We start from the raw sequence: 15,362 nt of genomic DNA, 5'->3' as shown, positions 1-15,362 counted from the left end.
CGGGTCCCCGGCGGATGGGGCGGGGTCTACGGCGCGGATGCGCGGATCAAGGGTCGACAACACGGGTCCCCAACTGTGAACGAAGCCACGGAATGGCGCTGCCAATCCAGCGGTGCAAGGTGCAGTTTGCAACGCAAGCGCCCATGATGTCTTCCATACCTGTGTCGCTCTGGAGAGCCGCCATGCCTGATGCCCTGATGTCCCTGCTGACCGGTGGCGTACTGGGCCTGGGCTGGTGGCAGCTGGCCCTGGTGCTGCTGGTCTTCACCCAGCTCACGATCTTCTCGGTCACCCTCTACCTGCACCGCAGCCAGGCGCACCGGGGCGTGGACTTCCATCCGGTGGTCGCGCACTTCTTCCGCTTCTGGACCTGGCTGACCACCTCGATGATCACCAAGGAGTGGGTGGCGATCCATCGCAAGCACCACGCCAAGGTGGAAACCGAGGACGACCCGCACAGCCCGGTTACCCGTGGCATCGGCCAGGTGTTCTGGCGCGGCGTGGAGCTGTACCGCGAAGCACGCGGCATGCGCGAGGACATCGAACAGTACGGTCGCGGCACTCCGGACGACGCGATCGAGCGCCGCCTGTACACCCCGTATGCAACCCTCGGCCCGGTGCTGCTGTTTGCCATCAACACGGTGCTGTTCGGCCTGCCGGGCGTCGCCCTGTGGGCGATCCAGATGGCGTGGATCCCGTTCTGGGCCGCCGGCGTGGTCAATGGCCTGGGCCACTGGTGGGGCTATCGCAACTACGAGTCGGCCGACACCTCCACCAACCTGACGCCGTGGGCGTTCTGGATTGGTGGCGAGGAACTGCACAACAACCACCATGCGTTCCCCAGCTCGGCGCGCTTTGCGATGCGGCGCTGGGAATTCGACATCGGCTGGAGTGCGATCCGCCTGCTGCAGGCATTGCGCCTGGCCAAGGTCCTGCGTGTCGCGCCGGCCATGGACGTGCGCCCGAACATCGCCGTGCCCGACGCCGATACCCTGAAGGCACTGCTGTCGCATCGCTTCCAGGCGATGACCGACTACCAGCGCAACGTGTTCATGCCGGCATTGCGCGAAGAGGCGCGATACGCGGGTGCAAAGCTGCGCCGATTGCTGCCGCGCCGGCTGCGCCGTGGCCTGGTCAACGACGGCCGCTGGTTGAAGCCGGACAGCCGCGCCCAGCTCAGCGAATGGGTCGCCCAGCGCCCGCGCATCCGCACCCTGGTGGAATACCGCGCACGCCTGGCGACGCTGCTGGAAGCACGCGGCCATGATGCCGCCGAGCGCCTGCGTCAACTGCAGGCCTGGTGCCGCGAGGCCGAGGAAAGCGGCATCGCCGCGCTGCAGGCCTATGCCGCGCGACTGAAGGGCTACACCCTGGTGGGCGGATGAGGGCTGCGCTGACGGCATTGCTGCTGGCCGCCGTGTGCGCACCTGCCGTGCAGGCCCAGGTCAGCGACACTGCCAGTTACCTGCAGCGCATGGACAGCGATGGCGACGGCAAGGTCAGTGAAGCCGAGTACCTGCAGTGGATGCTGTATGCCTTCGATCGCATGGACCGCAACGGCGATGGCGTGCTGACCGCCGACGAACTGCCCGGCGGCAAGGGCAGGGCCATCACCCGCGAACAGCAGCGGCAGGTGATCGTGCAGCGCTTCCACAAGCAGGACGCCAACGGTGACGGATTCCTGGATGCACGGGAACTGGCTGCACCGCCGCGCTGAGCGGGCATAGAATCGTCCCATGCCCGAACTGCCCGAAGTAGAAACCACCCGCCGTGGCCTGGCGCCACACCTGCAGGGTCGCCGCGTGCACGGGGTGATCCTGCGCCGTGCCGACCTGCGTTGGCCGATTCCACCGGAAGTGGCCGAGCTGCTGCCCGGCCAGCGCATCGAAGAGGTGCGCCGCCGCGCCAAGTACCTGCTGCTGGATACCGCCATCGGCAGCGCCGTGCTGCACCTGGGCATGTCCGGCAGCCTGCGCGTGCTGCCCGGCGACACCCCGTTGCGCGCCCATGACCATGTGGACATCAGCCTGGACAACGGCCGCCTGCTGCGCTTCAACGACCCGCGCCGCTTCGGCAGCCTGCTCTGGCAGCCGGCCGGCGAGATCCACCCGCTGCTGCAGGGGCTGGGCCCGGAGCCGCTGGACGACGCCTTCGACGGCGACTACCTGTTCGCCCGCAGCCGCGGCCGCAGCGCGCCGGTGAAGACCTTCCTGATGGACCAGGCGGTGGTGGTCGGGGTGGGCAACATCTACGCCGCCGAGAGCCTGTACAAGGCGGGGATCAGCCCGTTGCGCGAGGCCGGCAAGGTCACCCGCGAGCGCTATCGGCGGCTGGCCACGGCAGTGAAGGAAACGCTGGACTACGCCATCACCCGCGGTGGCACCACCCTGCGCGATTTCATCAGCCCCGACGGCGCGCCGGGCTACTTCGAGCAGGAGCTGCTGGTCTATGGCCGCGATGGCCTGCCGTGCCCCGGCTGCGGCCGCCCGCTCAAGCACGCCATGATCGGCCAGCGGGCAAGCGTGTGGTGCAGCCGCTGCCAGCGCTGAACGTCTTCATGCGCTGCACACGTGCAGCGCTATAGTCCAGCCGACATCCGCTGCGGGGGAGCGTTGGCGATGGACGAAGGCCCGGATATCACCGTATGGCTGGATGCTGCGCGCGGTGGCGACCGCGCCGCGCTCGACCGTGTGCTGACCACCCTGTACCAGGAACTGCACAGCATGGCCCGGCGGCAGCTGGCCGGGCAGCAGGGACGCACCCTGGATGCGACCTCGCTGGTCCACGAGTCCTACCTGAAACTGCTGGGCAGCCGCGGTGCGGCGCGCTTCGAGGACCGTGCGCACTTCTTCGCCTATGCGGCGTCGGCGATGCGCAGCGTGGTCGTCGATTACGCGCGCAACCGGCTGGCGCGCAAGCGCGGTGGCGACCTCAAGCGGGTGGCCGAGATTCCCGAGAACAGCAGCAGCGGCGTGCGCCTGGACGAGGATCTGCTGGCCCTCGATGTTGCATTGGAACGCCTGCAGGCCGTCGATGCGCACCTGGCCAAGGTGGTGGAGCTGCGCTACTTCGCCGGCTTGTCCGAACTGGAGATCGCCGAACTGAGCCAGCGCTCGGAGCGCAGCATCCGCCGCGACTGGCAGAAGGCGCGGCTGTTCCTGCTGGCCGCGATGCGCAGCGACTGAGTCGCCGCCACCCACACCATGGATACCGCCCGCTGGCAGCAATTGTCGTCCTGGCTGGACCAGCTGCTGGAGCTGGCACCCGCCGCCCGCCAGCTGCGCCTGCAGCGCGTGAGCGCGCAGGACCCGACGCTGGGCCGCGAACTGGAACGCCTGCTGCAGCAGGAAGCTGACAGCCACGAGTTCATGGCCCAGCCCTTGTGGACCGCTACGCCGCCAGGCCGCGCCGGAAGCGAGGTCGGGCCGTATCGGCTGCTGCATCCGCTCGGCGAAGGCGGCATGGGCGAGGTCTGGCTGGCCGAGCGCTGCGATGGCCTGTACCAGCGCCAGGTCGCGCTGAAGCTGCTGCGCAGTGGCGTGGCCGATCCCGGCCTGCGCCAGCGCTTCGGCCGCGAGCGGCAGATCCTGGCCCGCCTGCAGCACCCGCACCTGGCACAGCTGCTGGACGCCGGGGTGGACCAGCACGGGCAGCCCTACCTGGCGCTGGACTACGTGGAAGGCGAGCCGATCAGCGACTACTGCCGGCGCCTGCAACCGCCGCTGGAAACGCGTCTGCAGCTGATGCTGCAGGTCTGCGCGGTGGTCAGCCATGCGCATGCGAACCTGGTGGTGCACCGCGACCTGAAGCCCTCCAACATCCTGGTACGCGCCGACGGCACGGTGAAACTGCTCGACTTCGGCATCGCCAAGCTGCTCGACCACGACGATCCGAACGCGGCCCATCCGGCTACCGAAATCCGCGCGTTCACCCTGCACTACGCCGCGCCGGAGCAGGTGCGTGGCGAGGCGGTGACGACCCTGACCGATGTCTATTCGCTGGGCGTGGTGCTGTTCGAGGTGGTCACCGGGCACAAGCCCTATCGCCTGCGCCGGCACAGCGATGCGGAATGGGAGCGCTCGATCCTGGATGTGCAGGCACCGCGTGCCTCGGCGCTGCTGCAACGGCTGGCCGCCGAGCCGGGGGCACCGAGACGGGCGCTGCTGCGGCAGGCCAAGCGACTGCGTGGCGATCTGGACGTGCTGCTGGAAAAGGCCCTGCAGAAAGACCCGCAGCAGCGCTACAGCTCGGCCGAAGCACTGGCCGGCGACCTGCGCCGCTACCTGCAGGGGCAGCCGATCCAGGCGCGTCCGCCGGGCATGGGTTACCGGGTGCGAAAGTACGTGGGCCGCCATCGCTGGGGCGTGGCGCTGGCCGGGCTGGCCGCGCTGGCCCTGCTGGGGACCACGTCCTTCGCCCTGTGGCAGTTGCGCCAGGCGCGGGCGGAAATGGCGCGTGCGCAGGCCATGCAGGATTTCACCGTTGGCCTGTTCGACAAGGCGGCCAGCCAGCGCCACGGCCATTTCGACGTGCCGCAGCTGCTGGCCACCGGCCAGCAACGGGGCGAAGCCGAACTGGCTGACCAGCCGCTGGCGCTGGCCGAGCTGCAAGGGGTGATCGGCCGCCTGCGCATCGGCCTGGGCGACTACCAGCTGGCGCTGCAGACCCTGGACCAGCAGCGCCAGCTGCTGCAGGAGGTGGGCGAGGTGCCGCCGGCGCTGCAGATCGAGGCGGTGACCCAGCGGGGGCGCGCACTGCGCATGCTCGGTCGCGGACGCGAGTGCCTGGCGCACCTGCAGCCACTGCAACCGCTTGCGGCCAGCCAAGCGGCGGCATTGCCGGCGGCGGTGGCCGAGTTCCACAGCCAGCTCGGGCGGTGCCAGGCCCAGCTGGGTGACGCCGATGCGGCGCGGCGTTCGTTCCAGCAGGCGCTGGCGCTGCGCCACCAGGGGATGGTCGAGCGCTTCGGGCGTGCTGAATCACTGGCCGATCTGGCCGCCCTGGACGCCACCGCCGGACGCCTGCCGGCCGCGCTGGCGGGGTACCGGCAGGCGCTGGCCCTGCTCGGCCAACGCGCCGACGCCAGCAGCCCGCAGGTGATCAGCCTGCATCGCCAGCTGGGCGATGTGCTGGCCCGGCAGGGCGACACGCAGGCGGCAGCGGCCGAGCTGGAGCTGGCCTGGCAGGCGGCACAGGAGGCATGGGGACCGCGCCACCCGGAGGCACTGGTGGTTCGCCGCGCACGCGCGCTGTTGGCCCTGCAGCGTGGCCAGCACGCGCTGGCCGGCCAGGAACTGCGGCAGGTGCAGGCACAGCTGCTCGGCGCTCTGGGCCCGGACCATCGCGAGATCGGCTACGGCGAGTTCGCCCTGGGGAAATGGGCCAGCGCCAGCGGCGACCCCTCGGCGGCGGCAGCGCACTATGCCCGCGCGGTGGCGATCTGGCGCCAACCGGATCACGTCGCCCTGCTGCCGCAGGCGCTGCTGGCACAGGGGCAGGTCCTGCAGCAGGCCGGCCAGATCGCGCAGGCCCGCACCGTGCTGGCCGAGGCACGACAGCTGCTGCTGGCCCAGCGCGGTCCGCAGGCACCGGCCCTGCACGAGCTTGATGCCCGCCTTGCGGCATTGGCACAGGCTGAACAGGGTATCGAGTCCACCGCTGCCCGTTAACGTTTGTCTGCCTATGATGGCCGACCTTCCCTTTGCTCCCGCGCCTGCATGCAACGACGCGACTTCATCCGCAATGCCTCCCTGGCCCTGGCCGCCTTCGGCCTGCCGTCACTGCCGGCCTGCGCGGCCAGCAAGAGTGGCCAGCTTGGGCTGCGCCGGCTTGGCCAGCCGCAGCCGTTCGATTTCGCCACCCTGAAGGGCCAGGCGCGCGCGCTGGCACAGGCGCCCTACCAGAGCCACAAGCGGGTGCTGCCGGGCAAGCTGGAGGCGCTGGACTGGGATCAGTACCAGTCGATCGGCTATCGCCAGGACCACGCCCTGTGGGCCGACCAGCCGGGTAAGTTCCAGGCCAAGTTCTTCCACCTGGGTCTGTACTTCCATTCGCCCGTGCGCATGTACGACGTGGTCGACGGCAAGGCGCAGGAACTGGCCTATGACGGCGCCGCGTTCAACTACGGCAAGAGCGGGTTGAAGAATGGTGAGCTGCCGGCCGACCTCGGCTTTGCCGGGTTCCGGCTGAACACGCGCAAGGACACCGACCGCGATTTCGCCGCGTTCCTGGGTGCCAGCTACTTCCGCGCAGTGGGCAAGGAAGGCCAGTACGGCCAGTCCGCGCGTGGCCTGGCCATCGACACCGGCATGGGCAAGCCGGAGGAATTCCCAGACTTCATCGCCTATTACCTGGAACAGCCTGCGGCCGACTCGGACACCATCATCGTCTATGCGCTGCTGGATTCGCCCAGCGTGGCCGGTGCCTACCGCTTCGCCGTCACCAACGGCGATGTGCTGCTGATGGACATCGACAGCGCGTTGTACCCGCGCAAAACCATCGAGCGGCTGGGCATCGCCCCGTGCACCAGCATGTACCAGGTAGGCGAGAACGACCGCCGCATGGGCTGGGACTGGCGCCCGGAGATCCACGATACCGACGGCCTGTCGCTGTGGACCGGCGCTGGTGAATGGATCTGGCGGCCGCTGGTCAACCCGCGCAACCTGCGCTTCAACATGTTCGTCGACCGCAACCCGCGTGGCTTCGGCCTGCTGCAGCGTGACCGCAACTTCGACCATTACCAGGACGACGGCGTGTTCTACGAGAAGCGTCCGTGCCTGTGGGTGGAGCCGAAGGGCGAATGGGGCGAGGGTTCGGTGCAGCTGGTGGAGATTCCCACCGTCGATGAAACCTTCGACAACATCGTGGCCTTCTGGAACCCGAAGGAAAAGCCGCAGCCGGGCCAGGAACTGCTGGTCGGCTACCGGCTGTACTGGGGCGCGCAGCCGCCGGCGCATACGCCGCTGGCCCATTGCGTTGCCAGCCGCACCGGCCTGGGCGGGGTGATCGGCAAGAAGCGCGAGTACTTCTCGTGGCGCTTTGCGGTCGACTTCGAAGGCGGCGAACTGGCCAGCCTGATCGACAAGGCCGACGTCGAAGCCGTTGTCGAAACCAGCCGTGGCCGGGTGGAGATCGTCTCGGCGCGGCCGCTGCGCGAGATCAAGGGCTACCGCGCGATGTTCGACCTGGTGCCGCCGGAGGGCAGCAGCGAGCAGATCGACATCCGCCTGTACCTGCGCAGTGGCGGCAAGACCCTCACCGAAACCTGGCTGTACCAGTACACCCCGCCGCCGGCTGGTGCGCCGGAGCGCACGCTGTACTGAAGCAGAGCGGTGCCGGCCAAGCGCCGGCACCCTTGATTCAGGGCTTGCTGTCGGTCGCGTGCGACTGGGTCGGCACGCCCACTTCCACCGTGCCACGGCGGATCTTCATCCAGGTTTCGTCCTGCCAGCGCTCGTACTGCTTCGGATCCCAGTACTTGGGGTCATACAGGCGGTCGGCCTTGATCGTGCGGGATATGCCGCCGTCCATGTACACGATGTCCACGTTGTTGGACATCGAGCCTACGCGGCTGCCGGTCATCTCGCGTCGTCCCTTCCTCAACACTTCGGCCATGCGTGGGCGCGCGACCTCATCGCCATACTCTGCACGCAGCGCGCTCGCCTGCGCCCGCGCGGCGTCGTGCTGTTCCAGCGGCAGGGTCGCCCAGTACTCGTTGCGCAGGTCCACGAACAGCGGGTAGCCGCGCTCGGCTGCCACTTCCATCCACGCATAGGCCATGACCGGATTGCGCGGCTGTTCAACGCCGTACCAGTACATCTCGCCCAGGTAGCCCTGCGCGGGTTTGTCGGCATAGCGTGCGGCCAGCCGGAAGTTGTCCATCGCGCCATTGACGTCGTTGCGGCGCAGGGCGTTGACGCCCCACTGCCGGTACATCATGTCCGGATGGCTGTCCATGAAACCGGCGCCGATCACGGCCGCGTCCTCTTCACCGGACGGGCGCTCGGCCGCAGTGGCGAACAGGGGCAGGAACAACACGGAAAGCAACAACAGGGCGGGGCGCATGACGGACATCCAGTTCGGCAGCAGGTAGTGCCGCAGCCTAGGCCCGACCACGCGGCCTTGTAAACCGCAGGACGTCATGGCCCGTGAAGGGCCATGCCCTACAACGGCAGCGGTGCCTGCGCCGGATCGATCCGCCCCTCGCCACGGGTGATCTTCTTGAACTCGGCGCGGCTGACCGACACGTAGCGCTCGTTGCCGCCGATCTCCACCTGCGGGCCGTCCTGCACGGCATGGCCATGTTCGTCCACGCGCACGGTCATGGTCGCCTTCTTGCCACTGTGGCAGATCGTCTTGATCTCCTGCATCTCGTCGGCCCAGGCCAGCAGGTACTGGCTGCCCTCGAACAGCTCGCCGCGGAAATCGGTGCGCAGGCCGTAGCACAGCACCGGGATGCGCAGCTGGTCGACCACTTCGCTGAGCTGCCAGACCTGGCTGCGGCTGAGGAACTGCGCCTCGTCCACCAGCACGCAGCCCAGCGGCCCGTTGGCCTGCAGATCCTGGCTGACCCACTGCTGCAGGTCGGTGTCGCGTTCGAAGGCCATGCCGTCGGCGCGCAGGCCGATCCGCGAGGCGACCACGCCCGCGCCGGCACGGTCGTCCAGGCGTGGGGTCAGGATCGCCACGCGCATGCCGCGCTCGCGGTAGTTGTGCGCGCTCTGCAGCAGGGTGGTGGTCTTGCCGGCGTTCATCGCCGAATAGTAGAAATAGAGCTTGGCCATCGGCCGATTGTACGACGCCACCCGGCGCCGGCCGAAGCCGTTCAGCAAGCCCACCGGCCGGCGGCTGTGGCCGCCACCAACGCCCGCTACAATCGCACCCCAATGCACGGTCTCAATCCCCCCCAAGCTGCCGCCGTCCTCCACATCGAAGGACCGCTGCTGGTGCTCGCCGGCGCCGGCAGCGGCAAGACGCGCGTGATCGTGGAAAAGATCGCCCACCTGATCGGCTGTGGCCGCTACCCGGCCAAGCGCATCGCCGCGATCACCTTCACCAACAAGTCGGCCAAGGAAATGCGCGAGCGCGTGGCCAAGCGCCTGTGCGAGCAGGATGCCGATGAAGTGACCATCTGCACCTTCCATGCGCTGGGCCTGAAGTTCCTGCAGATCGAGCATGCCGCCGTCGGGCTCAAGCGCGGTTTCTCGATCTTCGATGCCGATGACGCGGCCGCGCAGATCAAGGACCTGATGTACGGCGCCAAGCCGGACGACATCGAGGACATGAAGAACCTGGTGTCGCGCGCCAAGAACGCCGGCCTGTCGCCGGAGCAGGCGATGGCCGCTGCGCGCAGCAACCGCGAGAAGGAGGCGGCCGGCATCTACGAGCGCTACCAGTTGCGCCTGAGCGCGTTCAATGCAGTGGACTTCGACGACCTGATCCGGTTGCCGGTGCAGATCCTGGAAGAGAACCCGGAGATCGCGCTGGCCTGGCGCGAGCGCATCGGCTACCTGCTGGTCGACGAATGCCAGGACACCAACGATGCGCAGTACCGCCTGCTCAAGCAGCTGGCCGGTGACAAGGGCAACTTCACCTGCGTGGGCGATGACGACCAGTCGATCTACGCCTGGCGCGGTGCCAACCCGGAAAACCTGCAGCAGATGGGGCGCGATTACCCGGCGCTGGAAATCATCAAGCTGGAGCAGAACTACCGGTGTTCCAACCGCGTGCTGCGCGCGGCCAACGCGCTGATCGCCAACAATCCGCACGAACACCTGAAGAAGCTGTGGAGCGACCAGGCCGACGGCGAGCGCATCCGTGTGTGGGAGTGCCGCAACAGCGAACACGAGGCCGAGAAGGTCGCCGCCGAGATCGCGTTCGTAGCGCAGACGCGCAACGTGCCGTGGAGCGATTTCTGCATCCTGTTCCGCGGCAACTTCCAGTCGCGGCCGCTGGAAAAGGCCATGCAGCTGCTGCGCATCCCCTACCACCTGACCGGCGGCACCATGTTCCTGGAGCGCCAGGAAGTGAAGGACACGCTGGCCTGGCTGCGGCTGCTGGTGAACCCGGACGACGACACCGCGTTCCTGCGTGCGGTGCAGTCGCCCAAGCGCGAGGTCGGCGCCGGCACCCTGGCCAAGCTGGCCGAACTGGCCTCGGAAAAGGACATGCCGATGGCGCAGGCCGCCGAGGCGATCGGCGCGCTGCAGCAGCTGCCACCGCGCGCGGCCAACAGCCTGGCGCGCTTCACCGACATCCTGCGTGACCTGCGCGCGCAGACGCGGCAGATCAGCTCCGGCGACATGATCCGCAAGGTCGCCAAGGAATCGGGCCTGCTCAGCGAGCTGCGGCAGCAGGCCAAGGAAGAAGCCAGCTACCAGCGTCGCGCCAACAACATCGAAGAACTGGCGCAGTGGTTCGAGGGTGGCCCGCGTGGTGCCACCGCGGCCGATCTGGCCGGCCAGCTGGCGCTGTTGTCGCGCAGCGACAAGGACGAGGGCGGCAACCAGGTGCGGATGATGACCATGCACGCCTCCAAGGGCCTGGAATTCCCCTATGTGTTCATCGTCGGCTGCGAGGATGGCGTACTGCCGCACCAGGTCAGCCTGGACGAGGGCAATCTGCAGGAAGAGCGGCGCCTGCTGTATGTGGGCATCACCCGCGCCAAGATCCAGCTGTGGATGAGCTACAGCAAGCTGACCCGCAAGTTCGGCGAGCATGTGCGGCTGAAGCCGAGCCGCTTCTTCGAGGAGATCCCGGCCGAGGAGATCCAGCGCGATGGCGCTGATCCGGTTGCGGATGCGGCGCGGAAGAAGGAGCGGGCGACGGCGGGGTTGGCGGCGATCGAGGCGTTGTTCGACTGATCGGCGAACGGCGCAGCCCCTCGTGGCTGGCGCTCAACGCAGTGGGTTCGTGGTTGGCCGGGTAGAGGGACTGCGCAGGGGACGCTGCAAGTACGTCCCTGTAAGCTCGGTCGCCGCATCCATGCGGCTCACGCCCCTGCGCAGCCCCTCTACCCGGCCTTGGACGGTTTCCTGGCGCGTCAGCCACGGAAAGAAAAAAAGAAAACCAAAGGCAACGGCAACCGCGGGGGCTGAGGCACAATCGGGGTCTCTGGCTGGAGACCTGTCCGTGCACCCGATTGAAAGCGAACGCCTGCGCCTGCGGGCCATTGAACCGGACCGCGATGCGGCACCGATGCTGGCCCTGCTCAACGATCCGGGCTTCGTGCGATTCATTGGTGACCGCAACGTGCGTGACGAAGCGCAGGCGCGCGAGTACATCGCCCTGCGTGTGCTGCAGAGTTATGCGTTGAATGGCTTCGGCATGTATGCGATCGAGCGGCTGTCCGATGGTGCGTGGCTGGGCAATGCCGGGCTGGTGCGCCGCGAGGGGTTGCCGGCACCGGATATCGGCTACGCGGTGCTGTCCGCATACGCGGGGCAGGGCTATGCCAGCGAGGCGGCACGGGCGGTGTTCAATCACGCGCGCACGTCGCTGGGCCTGATGGATCTCTACGGCATCACCGATCTGGACAACGTCGCCTCGGCGAAGGTGCTGCTGGGCCTGGGCATGCACGAGCGCGGGGTCATCCAGCTGCCGGGCATCGAAACACCCAGCCGGCTGTTCGCTACCTTGGGTGCGGCCGACGTCGGGTAGTGCCGGCCGCTGGCCGGCAACCTGGCCATGCCTGGATGCCGGCCAGCGACCGGCACTACCGGGTGCAGCTGCGATGGCGCCGGGCCATGCCCGGCGGGCTGTTTCAGCCGCGCAGCCCGGCCAGTTGGGCCTGCAGCTCGGCCACTGCCGCTTCCAGCTGCGCCACGCGCTCGGCCAGGCCGGGGTCGGCCGGCTCGGCGCCGCCGCCACTGCTGGCGTACTTCGCTGCCAATGCCGCGCCGTCCACTTCACCGCACAGCAGGTGCATGTAGCGGTCTTCGCGCTGGCCGCTGGCGCGCGGCAGCACCACCAGCAGGGCACGTTGCTGCAGGCGCTCGATGGCGTGGCGGGCTTCGTCGGCATCGGCGAAGCGGTGCAGGCGCTCGGCGCGGGTGACCAGTTCGCCCAGGGTCTGCGGCCCGCGCAGCAGCAGCAGGGCCAGCAGCACGGTCTGCTGCCGGGTCAGGTCCAGCGCGCTCTGCAGGCGGTGCTCGTAACGGTCGGCGCGCGAGGAGAAGTGCTGGCGCGCCAGGCCCAGGGTCTCCAGCTGGCGCAGCGCATGCTCCACGCTGCCGGCGCTCACGTTCATCACCGGCTCACGGGCGGTCTTCTGGTTGGCCGCCGATTGCGCGGCGTTGACGGTCAGCGGGTAGGTGTCCGGGGTGGTGGCTTCCTTCTCCACCAGGCAGCCCAGCAGGCGCGCCTGTACGGCATCCAGCAGCGGAACGTCGGGGGTCTGGGCAGGGTCGGTCATGGCGGCTTCCGGAAGACAACGTGTCAACCGCCAAGCATAGCCGTCCCGGCGGCGCCTTTGCCGGTAAAATGGGCCGGTATATCTGATTGCCGGTGAATCCATGCGTCGTCCCGTTTCCCTGTCCCTGACCCTGCTCGCCACCGCGGTGCTGGGCCTGTCCGCCTGCAAGCGCGTGGAAGCGCCTGCCGAAGCCGCCACCCCGCAAGCCCCGGCCGCCGCCGCCAAGGCCGACGGCGCGCTCGACGCGACCGCCAACGACAACCTCAATGCCGTGCTGTGGATGCAGCGCGCGCAGGAATACAGGGCGATCACCGAGCAGACCTACCGCGCCGCCGCCGACCATCTGGACGTTGCGCTGAAGGAAGCCCACTGGGACGCGCTGGTACCGGAAGAGCGCGGCAACGAGGCCAAGGGCCTGAAGCCGGCCGTGGTGCTGGACGTGGATGAGACCGTGCTGGACAACTCGCCTTACCAGGCGCGTCTGGTGCGTGACGGCAAGGAATACGACGAACTCAGCTGGGACCAGTGGGTGGCCGAAAAGAAGGCCAAGGCCATTCCTGGCGTGGTCGATTTCGCCAAGGCTGCCAATGCCAAGGGCGTGACCCTGCTGTACATCTCCAACCGCGCCGTGCACCTGAAGGACGCGACCCTGGCCAACCTGCGCGAGCAGGGCCTGCCGGTGGCCGATGACAGCGTGTTCCTCGGTCTGGGCACCGTGGTTGAAGGGTGCGAGCAGGCCGGCAGCGAGAAGAACTGCCGCCGCCGCCTGGCCGGGCAGAAGTACCGCGTGCTGATGCAGTTCGGCGACCAGCTGGGTGACTTCGTGGAAGTGACCGCCAACACCAACGATGGCCGCGACGCGCTGCTGCAGCAGTATCACGACTGGTTCGGCGAGCGCTGGTGGATGCTGCCGAACCCGACCTACGGCGGCTTCGAGCCGGCGCAGTTCAACAACGATTACGCGCAGTCGCGGCAGGCCCGTCATGACGCCAAGCGTGCCGCGCTGGACTACGCGCCGTGAGCCGCGCCCCGCTGCCGCTGCGTGACGACGAACGCCTGATCTTCGCGCTGGACGTGCCTGACCGTGTGCAGGCGCTGGCGTGGGTCGACCGCCTTGGCGACAGCGTGGCGTTCTACAAGATCGGCATGGAACTGCTCGCCTCCGGTGAGTACTTCCAGGTGCTGGACGAATTGGCACGCCGCGACAAGCGCGTGTTCGTCGACCTGAAGTTCTTCGACATCCCGGCCACCGCCGCGGCAGTGATCAAGCGCCTGGCGCAGTGGCCGGTCAGCTACGCGACCATCCACGGCTGGCACCCGGCGATGATGGAGGCCTGCGCGGCCGCCAACAGCGGCGACATGCGCCTGCTGGCGGTGACCGTGCTGACCTCGATGGGCCGCCCGGACCTGGCGCAGATGGGCATCGACCGCGAGCCGGTGGAGGTCGTGGTCGAACGCGCGCTGGCCGCACAGGCCGCTGGCATCGACGGCGTGATCGCCTCTGGCCAGGAAGCCGGCCCGATCCGCGCCGCGACCGGCGCCGGTTTCTCGATCGTCTGCCCGGGCATCCGCCCCGGTGGCCCGGTCGGCGATGACCAGAAGCGCACGGTGGGTGTGGCGCAGGCGTTTGCCGATGGTGCCGATGCCATCGTGGTCGGTCGTCCGATCCGCCATGCGTCCGATCCGCAGGCTGCAGCACGGGCGATCCAGCAGGAAATCGCGACGGCTTTGGCCGCGCGCTGAGCCCCGCCCCGACGGCGGTCACGCCGGCACCACGAACGCCATCCCGTCGAATGCGGGATGGCGTTCGCATTTGTGCCTGTTGCCCTGACGCACCCGACCCCAGCCGGGAAAACTGTGCGCCGCATCGCGCTGTAAGCGTGGAGCGCCCTCTATCAATCGATGCACCAGCACGGACCGCGGCCGTGCCGGTACCAACCATCGACAGAGGAATACACGGATATGTATCGCAGCACCTCTTTGTTGTTCGGCGGCCTGTTGGCGGCGGCCATCGTCTTTCCCGCCACGGCTGCACCCCAACCCCGCGAAGCACCGCGCATCATCGGCGGCGAGGATGCCAAGCCGGGCGACTACCCGTTCATGGTCAGCCTGCAGGGCATCTCCTACGGCGACACCGACCACACCCGGCACTTCTGCGGCGGCACGCTCATCTCACCGTCCTGGGTGCTGACCGCCGCGCACTGCGTGCAGGGCAATTCGCCCGCCTCGATCGCGGTACTGGGCAATGTCACCAGGCTGTCCACCGAACCGTCCGCGCATGCATCCAACGTCAAGGCCATCCACGTGCACCCGGCGTTCAACAGCGGCAACACGCTGGAACATGATGTTGCCCTGATCCAGCTCAGCGCACCGTTGGCCGATGCGCAGCCGGTCACGCTGCGGTTGCGGCCCGATGCCAGCTATCTCAAGCCAGGCCGGGAGTTCACGGTGATCGGCTGGGGCGACACCGACATCAGTGAAGAACGGCTCTATCCCACCCAGCTGCAGACGGTGCAGACCCCGTTCGTGCCCTTCGCCGAATGCCAGCAGGCCTACGGAGGCGAGCTCGCACGCGGCAAGGTCATCTGCGCCGGCCGCGAAGGGATCGACAGCTGCCAGGGTGACTCCGGTGGTCCGCTGCTGCTGCGCCTGCGCGAGGGCTGGACCCAGTTCGGTGTTGTCAGCTGGGGCGAAGGCTGCGCGTTGGCCGGCTACCCCGGCGTTTATGCCCGAATCGCCGAAAAACATGCCGTAGATTTCATTGAAGCAGTCTGGCAACGCGATTGATCCAGTAAAATCAATGGGTTGAATGACATTTCATCATGTGTTGCGTTAACTTTGCGGGCAGCGTAGGATCGCCGCCATCCGGTCTTCGGGCCGGACATGCGCCACAACACTGTCCACCGGCCTTGCGCCGGTTTGAAGAGCCTGCGATCCCTGTGGTCCGGGC

14 protein-coding genes are annotated in these 15,362 nt (G+C 68.1%); 11 read left to right on the top strand and 3 right to left on the bottom strand.

The window, feature by feature from the left end; all coding sequences use genetic code 11:
• The first annotated feature begins 182 nt into the window (after nt 1-182).
• The 6 genes from BW38_RS01580 to BW38_RS01600 all read left to right on the top strand — a co-directional run bounded on the left by BW38_RS01580 (nt 183) and on the right by BW38_RS01600 (nt 7,322).
• Nucleotides 183-1,385: a fatty acid desaturase gene (locus BW38_RS01580; RefSeq protein ID WP_025875457.1), complete on the top strand. Its 1,203-nt coding sequence runs from the start codon at nt 183-185 to the stop codon at nt 1,383-1,385.
• Entirely contained in the window at nt 1,382-1,717 is a 336-nt protein-coding gene (locus BW38_RS01585) for an EF-hand domain-containing protein (protein WP_025875455.1), read from the top strand. Before BW38_RS01580 ends, BW38_RS01585 begins: the two co-directional genes overlap by 4 nt.
• A gap of 19 nt (nt 1,718-1,736) precedes the next feature.
• The gene (gene mutM / locus BW38_RS01590) at nt 1,737-2,549 is read left to right on the top strand and encodes a bifunctional DNA-formamidopyrimidine glycosylase/DNA-(apurinic or apyrimidinic site) lyase (protein WP_025875451.1); all 813 of its coding nucleotides are present in this window, start codon (nt 1,737-1,739) and stop codon (nt 2,547-2,549) included.
• A 69-nt stretch (nt 2,550-2,618) separates the two neighbouring features.
• The gene (locus BW38_RS01595) at nt 2,619-3,185 is read left to right on the top strand and encodes an ECF-type sigma factor (RefSeq protein WP_025875449.1); all 567 of its coding nucleotides are present in this window, start codon (nt 2,619-2,621) and stop codon (nt 3,183-3,185) included.
• Nucleotides 3,186-3,203: 18 nt separating this feature from the next.
• On the top strand, nt 3,204-5,669 hold the full coding sequence (locus tag BW38_RS21305) for a serine/threonine-protein kinase (RefSeq protein ID WP_051585162.1): 2,466 nt from the start codon (nt 3,204-3,206) through the stop codon (nt 5,667-5,669).
• Nucleotides 5,670-5,717: 48 nt separating this feature from the next.
• Nucleotides 5,718-7,322 carry a glucan biosynthesis protein D gene (locus BW38_RS01600; RefSeq protein WP_032978429.1) on the top strand — a complete coding sequence of 535 codons (1,605 nt, stop codon included), beginning with the start codon at nt 5,718-5,720 and terminating at the stop codon, nt 7,320-7,322.
• Between the two features lie 37 nt (nt 7,323-7,359).
• Here BW38_RS01600 and BW38_RS01605 read toward each other — a convergent pair whose 3' ends face one another.
• Complete coding sequence (locus BW38_RS01605) at nt 7,360-8,064, bottom strand: sel1 repeat family protein (protein WP_032978425.1); 705 nt, start codon at nt 8,062-8,064, stop codon at nt 7,360-7,362.
• Between the two features lie 98 nt (nt 8,065-8,162).
• On the bottom strand, nt 8,163-8,783 hold the full coding sequence (locus tag BW38_RS01610) for a thymidine kinase (protein ID WP_025875442.1): 621 nt from the start codon (nt 8,781-8,783) through the stop codon (nt 8,163-8,165).
• Nucleotides 8,784-8,885: 102 nt separating this feature from the next.
• Here BW38_RS01610 and BW38_RS01615 point away from each other — a divergent pair, with 102 nt between their 5' ends.
• Together BW38_RS01615 and BW38_RS01620 are read left to right on the top strand one after the other, a co-directional pair.
• Nucleotides 8,886-10,862: a UvrD-helicase domain-containing protein gene (locus BW38_RS01615; RefSeq protein WP_032978558.1), complete on the top strand. Its 1,977-nt coding sequence runs from the start codon at nt 8,886-8,888 to the stop codon at nt 10,860-10,862.
• 268 nt (nt 10,863-11,130) lie between these two features.
• The gene (locus BW38_RS01620) at nt 11,131-11,658 is read left to right on the top strand and encodes a GNAT family N-acetyltransferase (RefSeq protein ID WP_032978421.1); all 528 of its coding nucleotides are present in this window, start codon (nt 11,131-11,133) and stop codon (nt 11,656-11,658) included.
• 103 nt (nt 11,659-11,761) lie between these two features.
• On the opposite strand, the gene BW38_RS01625 is transcribed toward BW38_RS01620, so the two are convergent.
• A complete protein-coding gene (locus BW38_RS01625; RefSeq protein WP_025875434.1) occupies nt 11,762-12,412 on the bottom strand; it encodes a DUF480 domain-containing protein in 651 nt (216 codons plus the stop codon).
• 100 nt (nt 12,413-12,512) lie between these two features.
• Between BW38_RS01625 and BW38_RS01630 the strand changes: the two genes are divergently transcribed.
• From BW38_RS01630 to BW38_RS01640, 3 genes are all read left to right on the top strand, one after another.
• Complete coding sequence (locus BW38_RS01630) at nt 12,513-13,433, top strand: 5'-nucleotidase, lipoprotein e(P4) family (RefSeq protein ID WP_025875432.1); 921 nt, start codon at nt 12,513-12,515, stop codon at nt 13,431-13,433.
• Nucleotides 13,430-14,155 (top strand): orotidine-5'-phosphate decarboxylase, encoded by a 726-nt coding sequence (gene pyrF / locus BW38_RS01635; protein ID WP_025875430.1) that lies wholly within the window; start codon nt 13,430-13,432, stop codon nt 14,153-14,155. The genes BW38_RS01630 and pyrF overlap by 4 nt, the downstream gene beginning before the upstream one ends.
• Nucleotides 14,156-14,374: 219 nt before the next feature.
• Nucleotides 14,375-15,199, top strand: coding sequence for a serine protease (locus tag BW38_RS01640; RefSeq protein WP_032978418.1), 825 nt, complete (start codon nt 14,375-14,377; stop codon nt 15,197-15,199).
• Nucleotides 15,200-15,362 lie beyond the last annotated feature (163 nt).

It is taken from the genome of Stenotrophomonas sp. RIT309 (assembly GCF_000632045.1).
In the GTDB taxonomy this organism is placed as follows: Bacteria; Pseudomonadota; Gammaproteobacteria; order Xanthomonadales; family Xanthomonadaceae; genus Stenotrophomonas; species Stenotrophomonas indicatrix.
Note: the sequence above shows the minus strand (reverse complement) of the source record. Positions and strands in the feature narration are given on the sequence as shown.

Excerpts from the sequence above, each read along its gene's own strand:
- BW38_RS01585 (WP_025875455.1), top strand. The coding sequence starts at position 1,382 with ATGAGGGCTGCGCTGACGGCATTGCTGCTGGCCGCCGTGTGCGCACCT.
- BW38_RS01610 (WP_025875442.1), bottom strand. The coding sequence starts at position 8,783 with ATGGCCAAGCTCTATTTCTACTATTCGGCGATGAACGCCGGCAAGACC.
- mutM (WP_025875451.1), top strand. The coding sequence starts at position 1,737 with ATGCCCGAACTGCCCGAAGTAGAAACCACCCGCCGTGGCCTGGCGCCA.
- BW38_RS01640 (WP_032978418.1), top strand. The coding sequence starts at position 14,375 with ATGTATCGCAGCACCTCTTTGTTGTTCGGCGGCCTGTTGGCGGCGGCC.
- BW38_RS01595 (WP_025875449.1), top strand. The coding sequence starts at position 2,619 with ATGGACGAAGGCCCGGATATCACCGTATGGCTGGATGCTGCGCGCGGT.
- BW38_RS21305 (WP_051585162.1), top strand. The coding sequence starts at position 3,204 with ATGGATACCGCCCGCTGGCAGCAATTGTCGTCCTGGCTGGACCAGCTG.
- BW38_RS01630 (WP_025875432.1), top strand. The coding sequence starts at position 12,513 with ATGCGTCGTCCCGTTTCCCTGTCCCTGACCCTGCTCGCCACCGCGGTG.
- BW38_RS01615 (WP_032978558.1), top strand. The coding sequence starts at position 8,886 with ATGCACGGTCTCAATCCCCCCCAAGCTGCCGCCGTCCTCCACATCGAA.
- BW38_RS01600 (WP_032978429.1), top strand. The coding sequence starts at position 5,718 with ATGCAACGACGCGACTTCATCCGCAATGCCTCCCTGGCCCTGGCCGCC.
- BW38_RS01580 (WP_025875457.1), top strand. The coding sequence starts at position 183 with ATGCCTGATGCCCTGATGTCCCTGCTGACCGGTGGCGTACTGGGCCTG.
- BW38_RS01605 (WP_032978425.1), bottom strand. The coding sequence starts at position 8,064 with ATGCGCCCCGCCCTGTTGTTGCTTTCCGTGTTGTTCCTGCCCCTGTTC.
- BW38_RS01625 (WP_025875434.1), bottom strand. The coding sequence starts at position 12,412 with ATGACCGACCCTGCCCAGACCCCCGACGTTCCGCTGCTGGATGCCGTA.